Here is a 12,818-nt window from a genome sequence, read left to right as displayed (position 1 = left end):
TTATTTGCCACCTCCGACTTTGTCTTTACAAAGCCCAAGTATCTCGTCCACAACTTCTTCAATTGTCATTGAGGTGCTATCCATCAACACAGCGTCATGAGCACGTCTGAGCGGAGAAATCTCTCGATCTTGGTCCAATTGGTCCCTACGAGCGATGTCCTGTTCAAGTTCGGAGAGCGTCAGTGTACAAGTACCGCTGCTCTGCATTTCTTTGAAGCGTCGCTCTGCGCGTTCCTGCACGCTGGCTGTCAGAAACACCTTGATTTCTGCATCCGGCATGACATGAGTGCCGATATCCCGGCCATCCATAACAACACCTTTAGAAATCGCCATTTGTTTCTGCAGGTTGACCAGCAGCTCGCGTATCGCGCCATAACTGGCAATTTGGGAAACATGATCTGTAATGGCAGTCGTACGGATTGCTTTCGTCACATCGACGCCATCGACAAAAACTTGTTGACCCTCTTCTCCAGGAATGAGCTCAATCTTCATACGATTGGCCAAAGCAGCCACTTCTGTCTCTTGATCAGGTAGCAGCCCTTCTTGCTGTACTTTCCATGTTACTGCCCGATACATGGCCCCTGTATCCACGTAAACGAATCCAAGTGCTCCGGCAACAAGCCGAGCAATGGTACTTTTACCGGCACCAGCAGGTCCATCAATGGCAATATTGAACTTATCCAAGCTGCTGTTCCTCCCAACGATACTCCACAATACCTTACGAACAAAAAAGCAGGCACTGCCTGCTAATTGATTCAAATTATATCACACTACCTAGGTATATGCAAAACTTGGACGCATAATAGATTGCAACCTAGCCTGCTTAAGAGCGCTCTCCCTTAGCATTTTGAGGCAGCATATAAGGCTTGCCTTCCAGGGGTTCAACCCTTGTAAAATGCTTGCGTATATAAGGGATTTGGAGCAATAACTGCACGCAAATAAGCACGATAAAACATACGAGAGTTGTTCGAATAATCACCTTTTCTACTTTCGCAGAGAAGAGGATAAACAACTGCTCATAGGACTTCGTTTCCCGATCGTTGGACAAGAGCTTCTCACCTGCTCGAATAGGCATATTGTCTGGTAGTATACCCATACGAGCTAACTCTCATGCTTACAAGCAGGAGACTTTTGACTTTCATACAAGCAGAGAGACTTTTGACTTCGTCAAAAGATCCCTATATTATCTTTTGCGGAAATCCATCTGGCGCTCAAAACAAAAACGAATCAACTTCTGGCGCTCCCTGTCCAAAATCTCAACAAACCGCACCATGGCAAGCTGCTTGCCGGTTTCCAATAGCTTGACGCGCACAACTTCACCGTTAAATGGAATATGCTCAATGTTGCCGTTCTTGTAAGGAACAAGCAGCCAGCAAGAAATAATCGTGTTGATGCCAAGCGGGATTTGGCCGTCATATTCCATCGAGATGCCGCCACCGCCAACATCGTCCGTCACACCGATAAATTGAACCTGGTCAGACACTTTGACTGCAATTTCCAGTTCAGCCGGCACCCTCAGAAAACTTCGGCGTTGGACTTGCGTGATAGCTTCCGGTTCGGGCTTATGAAGTTCGACTAACCGTAACACGTCTTCCCGAAACCCGATAACCGACGTTGTGAAGTAGTGTTTCACGCCCCCTTGTGCAATATAGAAGGTGTTTAACTCATCGCCATAATACAGCTTCTTGAGTCGGCCCGTCTGCTCATTCATAGGAATTTCTATCAAGATTGAGCTATCTGTTACATCGGCAATTCTGGATTTGTATTCAATCCTGGATTCTTCATCATCAATACTGTTCACTTGTATATGTAAAATTTGGTTAACCTTGGGCAGCAATCCCTGCACCTCCGAAACATATGATGACACAATTATAACCACGCCGCTCTTATTTGAATAGCAAAAAAAAGAAGCAAGGCTCGAATCTGCTCGAACCCGCTTCTCTCTTTTTCGACTTTATGTTGTTTTATTTGCCGCGGCTTGAGCCTGATCGGGGCGAATCGTCTCGATTTTTTCTTCCATTCCCAAATCAGCATTGATATAAACACGATATAGATTATTGTTCATTTTCCCGATAAATTCATGGCAGAGAACCTCTTCATCCAGATCATTTTTGATGATAGCGAGAGACTCACCCGTCACTTTCATATTCGGACTAAGTTGTTTCCGTGCTTCGGCCGCTGTAATTTTAGGTTGCCCAATATTCCGCTGGACTTGGCCATAAATATAATCCGTCGCTTGAAGTCCGATGACTTCGAGCGTGTCCAGCGCAACCTTCACACTGATTTGCTGGGGATAAATGGTAACATCCTTCTCACGTTTAGCGAAAATAATATTCGCAATGTTTTGATATTGATCATAGCTAACTGCACTCATATCTTTATATTCATGTTGGTCCAAGAACTCATTCGCGATATCGCGGGCTTGTCTAAGATCGAACTTCGACTCTTTGACATCACGCGGCTTCATAAAATAAATCAAATGACCGCCTTTTTTCGTATAATCCATCTGCGCACTATCGGCACCGCCAGTCCCGCTCGGAACCACAACGCTAAAGCTCTGATTTTCAGGCGAATTCCCGCCGTTTTCTACGACTTGCATATTGGCCGTGTCGGCTTGCCCCAGGAATTGAGCCGCCTTTTGCTTAATTTGATCTGCCGTCATCTCATTGCCGGACAGCATGCTTATTTTTTTCTGGGAAAGCATGCCCATACTGCCAGGGCCCCAATTCAGCTCCTCGTAGGCGCCTACTTTTTTATCAACGATGGAAAAGCCATCAATGATAGCATTATCATGCACTTCATTTTCGGAAGCTAAAGCCATTTCCACGTCCATCCAACGCAAATTGTTCGTCATTACTTTATCCTGAACTCCGCGTATTTCCTTCGTAATCTCAGCGGAATGATCGTAAAGCGAACTTAACGTTTTTATTTCTGTTTCCGTTAACGGCTGCTTGGTCATGTCACGAACGGACATTCGGTATGAATAATTCGCCATATTCGCTAAGAAGTCCTCTGTCTTGTTAAATGGCAGCAGGGTTAACGGAAGCTGTGTGATGTCACTTTGAGCCTGGCTGGTCAACCGCCATACATTCACAAGCCCTTTGCGGTAAGAAGGCTCAGCCGTCGAGTTAACAGCAAGTGTGTTCCCCAACTCCGTATGCAGCTTATCCATATGGAAGGAGAGATCATGGAACGCACGCTGATATTGGTTCTCAGCTTTAATCAAAATCGTATTTTTCTCCTGATGCTCCAAGTACCCCCAAACCGATGCACCGATTAAGGCAACTAATAGAAATGGAAACATGACAATGCTCAATCTTTTATACACGTGAATACCCCTTTCATCCCCTAAACTTGCGCTTAGTTTTTGCGTGGATAGACAGGTTTATACAAGATTGACAACAAAAAGAGGCCTATTCGTAAAGAATGGCCTCTCGTTATTCATCCGTCTCTATTTCAAAGTCATGCTCATTGCTGCAAATACATTGCCTAAATCCTGTTTCGATTTTACCTTTTTCTCTTTTTCCTTTCAGCACGAACTTTTCCCCGCACTGTCTACAGCGGATCTTTACTTTCACTCGTGTTATGGACATGTACACCCTCCCGGTGCTTCCGAGCTCTATGAGCCAGGAATCGCGTTCTATACAGTCCAGTATTGCCCAAATTAACTCATTTTAATCTTCTCATCTGCTGATGCGACGCGCAATGGCGAATGAGCATTCGCCCGGTCCACCCGCCAAATCGTCCGAATCCACAGAAATGTCATAACCGGAATCATGACCCAGATCCAGTTGGATTTGAAGAAGAGCAAAATGTAATCAAACAATCCATGCCAAAAGATAGGCAACAGAAGCGAGAACCACAGATACTTTTGGGTTTTGTGAGGAACGAACTTGGCTTTGCCCAAGTAATAACCCATCATGACACCGAAGAGAGCATGCGCCGAAACCGGCAGCAAAGCGCGGATCATAAGCGCAGAGAAAGATGCTGCATTCAAAAATGCGTAGATGATATTTTCTAATGTCGCATAACCCAAGCTTACCGCAACCGCGTATACGATACCGTCATAGGGTTCATCAAATGCTTCATGTCTGAATATCAGATGATACAGAACGAACCATTTCATGAACTCTTCAATGCCCCCGGAAAGGAGAAACGATGAAATAAAAGTTCCCTCGCCAAATTCTTGAACCAAAGCATTCTGAAGCACCATCGTCGGATATACAAGCAGCACACCAAATAAGAACATGCGGATAACCAAATGGATGGGTTCAGTTTCGTATTTATCTTTTAGATAAAAATAGGCAAGCAGTGAGAGGCCTGGGGCTACGGCTGCAAGAACAATCGGTAGTATTTGCAAATGCGGCTTCCCCCTTATGCTAGAAGTTATGAAGTACCCTCAGTACAGTCATGTCAAATTCCATTATAGTCATTTTGAAATGACTTTTCTATGATTTATTCCGTAAAGAGTGCACAATCATTATGGAAAACAAGAGGGATATTCCCTATTGTGCCATTTCGGTTTTTCGTTAATGCAAGCGAGATCGCTTGTTGACGATCCACATCCGATGCAACAGGCTGCATGATCATCACGACATCGGCAGATGCCTGCACGCGGTCTGGAACGTTATCTTGACCTAACTCCAGTGCGGTAGCTGCGATAATCGGGCAATCCCATTCCCGTGACCATTGCTTAAGCGTAAATGCGATGGCTGCTTGCTGCTGCTGCCAAGTTAATGCCGCCGCGGCTTCACCCATCGGAATTCGCTGCAAATGATCAATGAAAATGACGGGTTCTTTGCCCACGATGACGGCGATTCGCTCAATATTGGCGGCTACTTGTTCCAGCGTTGTACTTATCGTACACTCAAGCATCCAAAGCATTTTACTGATCTTGCCGTACTGTTTATTCGCCTCAGCCACTTGTTCAGGATCTATTTTTCCTCCTAGCACTTTCTGCGGCGCTACGCCGATAATCCGCGCAATGCTGCGAGACCACAATTCGAAATTCGTCATGTCCCAGGAAACAAATATAACCGGTGTTTCTTCAAGTGCGATATGATCAGCCATTTGTTTCAGCAACATGCTTTTACCAATGGATCCTGACCCTGCAAGAAGGTACAAACCGTTGCCAAAGCCACCGAATAGGAGCGTGTCCAGCTTATCAAAGCCCGTTCGAATAGAGGCTACTTGCCCGCGGAATCTTTTCATATATTCTTCCAAATAAACCGTGCTATTCTTGATATCCGGCGCTACGGGAGCTAACATAGCCTCTTCAACAGACTGATTCACCAACTCAAGGAGTGCCTCGACCGGGTTTTTAGCTCTTACGAATAGATCGTTGATGTCACGAATGGTCTCAGGCAAGGAGATAATATAGGTTTCGTTCCCCTGCTCTCTCAGAACAGATTCAATCCGTGTAGACTCTCTCCGCCCGTACTCATCGTTCCCCATACATATATAGACGCGTTTTCCCGTAAAAAGGGAGAGATGGTGCTCTTTGAATATCCCGTAATCCGGCACACAAACAGCCGGGACTTTGGCCTGCGTAAGAGAAAGCACATCGAAAATGCCGCTGCACAAAATGACTTCATCGGAATCTTCCAAGGCGGCGTAATTAAAAAGGTATTGATCAACCCCGTACAAAGCCTTGTATTTCGGTTCCTTATTGTCAATCGAGCGTCCGATTAAGTCGACAATCTCACCCTCGTAATTACGGATTGGCAAGATCACTCTGTGCTCAAAATAATCGCCTAACTGATTCTGATCGACGTAGAACCCAATTTTTCCGATTTCAAAACCGACCCGGAATAATTGAGCGGTCTCCTCGGTGATTCCCCTTTTTTGCAAGTACAAATATGCTTCTTCTCTCATCTGTTTCTGGTAATAGCTAAGCAAACTGTCCAAATCAACCGCTGCCAATGTCGGCGCCAGGCGTTTATGCTCTAAATTCGTCATGATTTACTCCCCCATCATCTCTTCGCAAGGATGCAAAACCACTTTCTATCCAATTAAAAAAAGCATCAACAAAAACGGTTGTTTTTGAAGATGCTTGTTTCATTCAACAACAAAAGAAAAAGAGGGAAGGCCTTTATTTAAAGTGCTGACAGAGCACCTTCACGGCGTCATCGGCAATAATCGTCTTCCCATACTCTTCAAGCACCGCTTGTGTTACGGAAGCAGCTTCCCCGAATTCGGACAGGACCGCGATTAACGCTTGGTACTTCGTATCTTCAAGGTCAACAGGTTCTAGTTGTAAAATATATTTCCCTTTGTAGGAATAAAGGGTACCGCCCTCAATAAGAAGCGGATTGATTACTTTGGAGACACGCAGCAGATCTTCAAAATCACGGAACGCATAGGAGACCAAATCGCTCTGTTCAAGCGTTACTTCCATCTCATACACTTCTTCAGCTTCATGATCGTCATACGAATCTGAATTCGCATACAAATCAAGCTTGCCTCTTGTTACAATGACAACCATTCCCTGGGCTGGCAATGCAAACACCTCAACAGCTAGAGGTCCGGACGGGTCAAATCCGAGCTCTGAATAAGCCTGATCCATCATTTCACTGAATAGTTCGTGTACTTTGGGGATTTCTCTCCACATGTCGTCCTTTTGAATTCCGCGTTCAGTTAAGTCATCGAATGTTAGGAAAATCCGTATCTTATCCTGACTTAAGCGTTCTATTTTCATGATAGGATCCTCCTTTGAGCCTTCCGATTGGAAAGCTTGCATCGAAAGCATGGTCATCTTATTAAAACAGAATATGATAAAAAAATAAAAATGTGAACCTTGAAGTACGATTTGGACAAGTATTCTTTTATCGTTTTCACCTACCATGTTAACACTATTTGATTCCAATTGCACGCGCAAGTTATGTATAAAAGAAAAAGCACAGCCGGCCCCGTGGGTTTGCCTGACTGTGCCTGTTGCGAGTTTTTATTGAATTGACGACGTATTTTCTTTGTTGGCTTGCAAAATTTCGTTGACCGTCACACTCAAATGCGGATCTTCCTTCACGATTTTTTCAACCTGGCTGAGCCCTCCGCTTGTGCTTGCGCTTGAGTTAGCACTCGAATTGGTGCTTGCACTTGAGAAATTCCGGACCGGTGAATCGCCAAAGGATTTGCTCGCAAAGGTATCTTTCGCTTTATCCACTACTTTCCCCATCGATTCACTGGATGAGCTGAACGCGGAGAACAACATCGATTTACTTTTGCGATTCAGATATACGACCGCTGCCGCTCCGGCAATGCCACCTAACAAGAAAGTACCTATCTTCATTGGGTCTCCCTCCATGTTAATTTAGTATGAATCCTTCATAGGTTGCGCGAGTTGAAGAGAGGGCATACGTCCCAACAAGAGGAAAACAAAGGAGATATGTTCTGGAAGAAATGTGGTACTATAAGGAGAGACGTAAGAAGTTAATTTGCCTGAGGAGAACGAGAAATGACTAACAAAGCCAGTGTCCTGTTGATCAGCATGATGATATTCCTAACTGCCTGCAGTGAAAGCCAACCGGCCAAAAGCCCAGTTTCCACAACCAGTGCGACACCAACAATGGCAGCTACGACAGCTGCTAGCCCTACTCCTACGGCGGCACCTACCCAAACACCAGCTCCCACACCTACGCCGGAGCCAACGAAAGCAGTCCCGCTAGAAGTTAAGAAGGACTATCATATGAACAAAAATTATGATATCGTCCCCAATGACCCTAACGGAAACAAGAAAATTATCCTCCTGACTTTTGATGATGGACCCAAAGAGCAAGAGATGAATCAATCGTTAATCGACATCCTCAAAAAACATAACGCGAAGGCGATTTTCTTTTTCAACGGCTACCGGATTAAGCAAAAGCCCGAGCTTGTCAAGCTCGTCCATGAAAGCGGCAATATCATCGGCAACCATGCCTGGGATCATGACAATATGAAAGACATGCCGAATGCCAAAATTGATCAGCAAGTGGACGATGTTCAAAAAGCGATTAAAGACTTGACGGGGCAAGCTCCGCAATTTTTCCGTCCGCCATTCGGTTCGGGCAATGACTATTTGAAAGCTAAAATCAAAGCAAATCATATGCTCTATATGACTTGGTCTAACGGTTCATTGGATTGGGAAATGACCAATAATAAAAATGATCCGAACAAAGTCATCGAGAATGTCATGAAGCAGCTGCACGGCGGCAGCAATATTCTTATGCATGAATTGCCTTGGACGGTCAAAGCTCTGGACACCCTTCTTACGCAGCTAGAGGAGAAAGGGTATTCGTTCGTGGATCCCAATGCTATTGAGCTCGAAATGAGATAAGACAAAAGAAGCTTTGCAGCTCCCTATCGAAACACACAGGGGCTTGCAAAGCTTTTTTAATTAATAGCTGATATTGACCGTTTTCGAGCTCTCGACATAGGTGACTTTCGCTCCAAGCGCTTCCGACAACAACCGAACCGGGATCATCGTTGTTTCATTAACCAACTTGGCCGCGTCCCCTGTTTGATGCTCCACCCCATTCAAGCTATACGCATCACGGTTTGTATAGAACATGATCGTTTTGTCTTTTTTCTTATATACCGCAGCCTTTAACTTATCATCCCACTCCACCGTTGCACCAAGAGCCGCGGCAAGATCTCGAATATATAGAAACGAGGTACCTTCTTGAATATATGGCTTCTGTTTCATCGTATACGGGATGAGGTCAAGAACATATTTATCACCGGACAAGGCAAAGGAAACGGTATGATTTCGATTTAGTCCGAAATTGCCCATTTGCAGGATATATGAAGCTGAATCACTATGCAACTTGAGTACCCCTAATCCCTCGCGCGGCTCTGTGCGGAATGTCCATTCCTTGGCATAAGACTTGGTGCTGCCATCCTTCATAGTTGCTGTTAGTTTAACTTTCGCTTCATAGGTCGTATCCAACGCCAGCGGTTTAGTAGGCATCAGGATAACCTCTGTATCCAGATGATCGTCTGTACCAGGTACGTTCTTCATCAGGCTTACAGCTTTGCCGTTTTCATCCTTTAATTCTGCCTCGTCCAAACTCACTTTCTTCACGTCCGGCCCATTGATTGAAGCCATAATTGGATAGCCGACCGGATAGGCCGCTTCGGTATGATTACGAAGCGGATCAGGCGTTTCGTGTCCATCGAAGATGGTTGGCACATAAACGTCGTTGCTTCCTGGCGAAACAACAAGATCAGGCGCTACTCCATCTGAAAATCCAAATTCAATCACATGATAGGCTCCTACTCGATAAACACCTACTTCGACGAGACCAGGGACCATAAATGGCGTTCGATGATAAGGCGCATCAAATAAACTATCAATGGCTTCAACGAGCGAAACCTGATTGTAAGCAACATCCTCACTGCTCGCACGAGCGTATCCGATAAATTGCGAGCGCTCTTTTAAAGACTTTCCGATATAGCCTGGCAGCGCCGGATCCTCATCATGCAGGGATACTGCTGTTTTTATCGGATCAATTTTGTTTTGCGATAAGTATTGTGCATGCTTTTGAGCCGCTAGATTCAGGGCATCACTGAACTTCACTTGGGGTAAGCCCATTTTAAGCCGATAGTCATTAATCGCTTGCAAGCCTGCTTGCTGCTCCTGGCTTGTCTCCGGAGATGGTGTAGCAGCTCCTTTTACCACCGTAAAACTCCAATTCATTTGAACAGGTTCATAACCGTCAAATTTAAAAGACAAACGAGCAGAATACGTGCCTGGTGCCAAATCTTCCTTGGGTTGGTACACATATTTAACAGAAACAGGATCGTAAGTGGCTTTCACTTCCTGATCATTGAGATAAAAATGATAGCTGTCTGGCGTTTTCCCTTCACTTAACTCTAAATCCACCCCGATATCCGGTCTCAATAAGCCTACATTTCCCTGCGGATAAGCCAAATACCCATAGGAAAACGCGTAAGACGGCTTTGACGGCCAAATGAAACTGGATAATAAAACAAAAAGCGCAGCTATTATTTTTACCGAAGTAGTCCATTTTCTTCTCGCTTGAATCGCATTCATTGCAGCTAAATCCTCCCATGACAAAATGAGCCCATAAAAAAAGAAGCTATGAATCTATCATAGCTTCTCTATTTGTTTAATACAAACTTAGCTCAACTGGCAAATGTTATGAATAGTACCTGATGCCCCATATCGTTAAACTAATGACAAGAATTACAAATAACCACAGCAGTGTAACGTAAAAGATTTGGGTCCATTTTCCCCGTTCAGAGGGATGCACCGCTTTCCGCGGCGGTAAATAGGTGTCATCTTCCTCCATTTCAATCGTCCTTCGTTGAGAACGAGAAGGCATTTTTCCCTCTGCATTCATGTGCTCTGTTCTTCCTCCTCCTTACCATAACGAAGTATGCATCCCATGACAAAGTCAATAATGAAGTGGGCAATAATCGGTGTCCAGAGGCTCCCCGTTTGTAAATAAATCCAGCCGAGGCCGTAGCTTATGCTAAACACCATCCCTGTCATGAGCCAATGCTGCAAATAACGGATATGGATCGCCGCGAACAATATACTGGTCCAATAAGGTCCCCAGGCATGCTGAATGGCTCCGCGAAATAGTACTTCCTCGCATATGGCAACAATAAATGAAATGAGCGCGATATGCCAGATCGGACGTCTTCCGAAAATCATCTCATTGATTCCGCCGTCATCAGACACTTCTTTGGGCACCCACCTTGAGATTAACATATCAATCCCAAGAACGGCTATTGCAAATAAAGTCCCCCAAATCGGGATTTTCCAACCGCCCTGAATCGTGAACATGGAAATAAAGTTATGATTGCTCTGAAAAAAAATGATGCTTATTCCGATAATAAGCGTAAGTAGTTGGGTTATGTACAGATTGAGCAGTAAAGTTCGGTCATTGAGATCATTCACATCGACTTTTCCGAAGCGGATATTCTTAAAATCGAATTTTTTCATAGGATGCAGCCTCTTTCCTCACATATTCCCTTTTATACCTATTTCACCTATACTAAGTTAAAAGAAAAAGAGAGAATAAGGAGCTTGATTATGGATAAGCGTCTTACCCGCACTGATTATTTATTTGCCCTCATGTTTATCTTTATGCTTGTTTGTATCCTTGGCGCCTTCTTCTACGGTTTGAAAATCGGGCAGGAAAAATCGGATCAGAAATACGAGAAAATATTGCACGCTGATAAAGCGGTTGCTCAAGAATATGGGGCCTACGACCAGCAAGTTCTCGTTTCTTATTACCATACCATCTTTTTGCCCTTTAGGGAATTTCAGAATAAATGGTTTGAATTGATGAGTCAAATCGAAGCCGGCAATTCAACTGTCGATGCCTCGGCCGTTCTCAAAGAATTGAGCAAGCTGGCTGACGAGAAATATGCCGCCCTCCAAAGCAAAAATATGCCGGCAACCTCGCCGCTTCTCGTCCAATCGCATCAAGGATATCTCAAAAGCTTGAAGCTTTTTGCGGATACGTTGAAAGGTTATCAAAGCAAAGCCAATGGGCTAAGCGGACCACAGCTGCTTGATGCTATACAAAAAGATGCATATTTCGTAGAAGCCAAAACACAAGCGCTAACAGCACAGAAAAATTACTTTGATTCTATTGTTGCTTGGAATGGCACAATCGATCCTGATATTGAAAACTTCGATCCTAATAATAATGCGAACTTAGATCAATGGCGTGCAATGAACTTAAATGTCAAAAATCTGTATATCACAACAAAGTTGTTGAAAAACAAATCGTTTGCTCCTTTTTACCCGCAGGATTTGACGATTCGTATAGATGAATTTATCGCCTCGGGAGAAGCCAAGAAACTGAACGTCAATGACGTCAATCAAACGATGGACCTACTGCTTAGTACGAATGCCGTTCGATCCGGCGATTTTGTGAAAGGCAAAGCCAAATGGTATGCGAACGAACCGCTGCCACAGCTTCCTTTCTTCTCGGATGTCACTTAAGCGAATACATAACATGAGCAAAAAGGAGTTAAGCGGCCTCAAGGTGCTTAACTCCTTTTTGGTGCCAAAAATGATACTCAGTCGTATTGAAATCCTCGCAGCATCCCTACTGCAGCCATTCCACCGTCAACATTAATAACGCGGTCTATGCCGTTCTCTTGCAAATACTCGGCAACCCGATAGCTTCGCACACCATGTGCACATACGAGATAAATGTCCTGATCTTCCGGCAGTTCTCCTAAACGATGCGGGATTTGTCCCATTGGAATCAACTTCGCTTCATCCAGGTGATAATAATCCCATTCATGGGGTTCCCTCACGTCGATAATGACGCTATCCTTCAATGTCTTTTGATCCAGCGCTTCAACAAACTTCTGCGGGTGAATACTCGCAATCTCCACTATGGCACTTCCTTTCTAAGCTGCAGCAATGCAATAACTATTTATCCAGTACATTAGCGAAAATCGTAGTAAAATTCAAGCAAAAATACCATTGCTTTCTGAGGAACCTTGCTTTAAAATAAACAAAAATGCTTTCGCATCGATTGTCAAATATGGCTTTCATGTGAATTTGATGAAAATGATTCGACATGTATTGACACGATTTCAACAGCATGGTAATCTAATGAAAATTCTATCACAGTAAAGCGTTGACGGAGCCAAGCAAGTAAAGTAGTTTTCAGAGAGCCGATGGTTGGTGCGAATCGGTAGCGAACATTTTGCGGAGCACTCCAGAGTTATTGCATTGAACGAAAGTAGATGCAATCGGAACAGGAACACGTTACAGTTCCAGGTCGCAAGACCGATTGAGGCTTCTCATGCGAATGGGCAGCGAACTAGGGTGGTACCACGAAAGCAAT

The 12,818-nt window shown here is 44.4% G+C and carries 15 protein-coding genes and 1 other annotated feature (1 of these 16 cut by a window edge); of the genes, 2 read left to right on the top strand and 13 right to left on the bottom strand.

Features of this window, described 5'->3' with window-relative positions:
• From cmk to RQP52_RS02460, 9 genes are all read right to left on the bottom strand, one after another.
• Entirely contained in the window at positions 1 to 684 is a 684-nt protein-coding gene (cmk, locus tag RQP52_RS02500) for a (d)CMP kinase (protein ID WP_315949243.1), read from the bottom strand.
• Between the two features lie 139 nt (positions 685 to 823).
• A complete protein-coding gene (locus RQP52_RS02495) occupies positions 824 to 1,096 on the bottom strand; it encodes a hypothetical protein (RefSeq protein WP_315949241.1) in 273 nt (90 codons plus the stop codon).
• 87 nt (positions 1,097 to 1,183) lie between these two features.
• Positions 1,184 to 1,837 (bottom strand): flagellar brake protein, encoded by a 654-nt coding sequence (locus RQP52_RS02490; RefSeq protein WP_315949239.1) that lies wholly within the window; start codon positions 1,835 to 1,837, stop codon positions 1,184 to 1,186.
• A 117-nt stretch (positions 1,838 to 1,954) separates the two neighbouring features.
• Positions 1,955 to 3,328 carry a germination protein YpeB gene (ypeB, locus tag RQP52_RS02485; RefSeq protein ID WP_315949237.1) on the bottom strand — a complete coding sequence of 458 codons (1,374 nt, stop codon included), beginning with the start codon at positions 3,326 to 3,328 and terminating at the stop codon, positions 1,955 to 1,957.
• Between the two features lie 109 nt (positions 3,329 to 3,437).
• Positions 3,438 to 3,593 carry a hypothetical protein gene (locus RQP52_RS02480; protein ID WP_164819461.1) on the bottom strand — a complete coding sequence of 52 codons (156 nt, stop codon included), beginning with the start codon at positions 3,591 to 3,593 and terminating at the stop codon, positions 3,438 to 3,440.
• 71 nt (positions 3,594 to 3,664) lie between these two features.
• Positions 3,665 to 4,360: a glutamic-type intramembrane protease PrsW gene (gene prsW / locus RQP52_RS02475; RefSeq protein WP_315949236.1), complete on the bottom strand. Its 696-nt coding sequence runs from the start codon at positions 4,358 to 4,360 to the stop codon at positions 3,665 to 3,667.
• Positions 4,361 to 4,455: 95 nt separating this feature from the next.
• Positions 4,456 to 5,958 (bottom strand): DnaB-like helicase C-terminal domain-containing protein, encoded by a 1,503-nt coding sequence (locus tag RQP52_RS02470; RefSeq protein ID WP_315949233.1) that lies wholly within the window; start codon positions 5,956 to 5,958, stop codon positions 4,456 to 4,458.
• Between the two features lie 133 nt (positions 5,959 to 6,091).
• Positions 6,092 to 6,697, bottom strand: a complete 606-nt coding sequence (locus tag RQP52_RS02465) for a genetic competence negative regulator (protein ID WP_127451207.1) — start codon at positions 6,695 to 6,697, stop codon at positions 6,092 to 6,094.
• 246 nt (positions 6,698 to 6,943) lie between these two features.
• Complete coding sequence (locus RQP52_RS02460; protein WP_315949231.1) at positions 6,944 to 7,288, bottom strand: hypothetical protein; 345 nt, start codon at positions 7,286 to 7,288, stop codon at positions 6,944 to 6,946.
• 165 nt (positions 7,289 to 7,453) lie between these two features.
• On the opposite strand from RQP52_RS02460, the gene RQP52_RS02455 reads away from it, so the two are divergent.
• Positions 7,454 to 8,311, top strand: a complete 858-nt coding sequence (locus RQP52_RS02455; RefSeq protein ID WP_315949229.1) for a polysaccharide deacetylase family protein — start codon at positions 7,454 to 7,456, stop codon at positions 8,309 to 8,311.
• 60 nt (positions 8,312 to 8,371) lie between these two features.
• Here the strand turns inward: RQP52_RS02455 and RQP52_RS02450 are convergent, their stop codons facing one another.
• The 3 genes from RQP52_RS02450 to RQP52_RS02440 all read right to left on the bottom strand — a co-directional run bounded on the left by RQP52_RS02450 (position 8,372) and on the right by RQP52_RS02440 (position 10,948).
• A complete protein-coding gene (locus RQP52_RS02450; RefSeq protein ID WP_315949227.1) occupies positions 8,372 to 10,030 on the bottom strand; it encodes a stalk domain-containing protein in 1,659 nt (552 codons plus the stop codon).
• A gap of 106 nt (positions 10,031 to 10,136) precedes the next feature.
• A complete protein-coding gene (locus RQP52_RS02445; protein ID WP_315949225.1) occupies positions 10,137 to 10,340 on the bottom strand; it encodes a hypothetical protein in 204 nt (67 codons plus the stop codon).
• Complete coding sequence (locus tag RQP52_RS02440) at positions 10,337 to 10,948, bottom strand: CPBP family intramembrane glutamic endopeptidase (protein ID WP_315949223.1); 612 nt, start codon at positions 10,946 to 10,948, stop codon at positions 10,337 to 10,339. Before RQP52_RS02440 ends, RQP52_RS02445 begins: the two co-directional genes overlap by 4 nt.
• 90 nt (positions 10,949 to 11,038) lie before the next feature.
• Between RQP52_RS02440 and RQP52_RS02435 the strand changes: the two genes are divergently transcribed.
• On the top strand, positions 11,039 to 11,959 hold the full coding sequence (locus tag RQP52_RS02435; RefSeq protein ID WP_315949221.1) for a hypothetical protein: 921 nt from the start codon (positions 11,039 to 11,041) through the stop codon (positions 11,957 to 11,959).
• Between the two features lie 77 nt (positions 11,960 to 12,036).
• Here RQP52_RS02435 and RQP52_RS02430 read toward each other — a convergent pair whose 3' ends face one another.
• Positions 12,037 to 12,360 carry a rhodanese-like domain-containing protein gene (locus RQP52_RS02430; protein ID WP_315949220.1) on the bottom strand — a complete coding sequence of 108 codons (324 nt, stop codon included), beginning with the start codon at positions 12,358 to 12,360 and terminating at the stop codon, positions 12,037 to 12,039.
• Between the two features lie 239 nt (positions 12,361 to 12,599).
• Positions 12,600 to 12,818 (top strand) — a binding site (T-box leader) (it continues 14 nt past the right edge of the window).

It is taken from the genome of Paenibacillus violae (assembly GCF_032461945.1).
Lineage (GTDB): Bacteria > Bacillota > Bacilli > Paenibacillales > NBRC-103111 > Paenibacillus_E > Paenibacillus_E violae.
Note: the sequence above shows the minus strand (reverse complement) of the source record. Positions and strands in the feature narration are given on the sequence as shown.

Coding starts and splice junctions, on each gene's coding strand:
- RQP52_RS02495 (WP_315949241.1), bottom strand. CDS start 1,096: ATGGGTATACTACCAGACAATATGCCTATTCGAGCAGGTGAGAAGCTC.
- RQP52_RS02480 (WP_164819461.1), bottom strand. CDS start 3,593: ATGTCCATAACACGAGTGAAAGTAAAGATCCGCTGTAGACAGTGCGGG.
- RQP52_RS02470 (WP_315949233.1), bottom strand. CDS start 5,958: ATGACGAATTTAGAGCATAAACGCCTGGCGCCGACATTGGCAGCGGTT.
- RQP52_RS02465 (WP_127451207.1), bottom strand. CDS start 6,697: ATGAAAATAGAACGCTTAAGTCAGGATAAGATACGGATTTTCCTAACA.
- RQP52_RS02460 (WP_315949231.1), bottom strand. CDS start 7,288: ATGAAGATAGGTACTTTCTTGTTAGGTGGCATTGCCGGAGCGGCAGCG.
- RQP52_RS02455 (WP_315949229.1), top strand. CDS start 7,454: ATGACTAACAAAGCCAGTGTCCTGTTGATCAGCATGATGATATTCCTA.
- RQP52_RS02450 (WP_315949227.1), bottom strand. CDS start 10,030: ATGAATGCGATTCAAGCGAGAAGAAAATGGACTACTTCGGTAAAAATA.
- RQP52_RS02445 (WP_315949225.1), bottom strand. CDS start 10,340: ATGAATGCAGAGGGAAAAATGCCTTCTCGTTCTCAACGAAGGACGATT.
- RQP52_RS02440 (WP_315949223.1), bottom strand. CDS start 10,948: ATGAAAAAATTCGATTTTAAGAATATCCGCTTCGGAAAAGTCGATGTG.
- RQP52_RS02435 (WP_315949221.1), top strand. CDS start 11,039: ATGGATAAGCGTCTTACCCGCACTGATTATTTATTTGCCCTCATGTTT.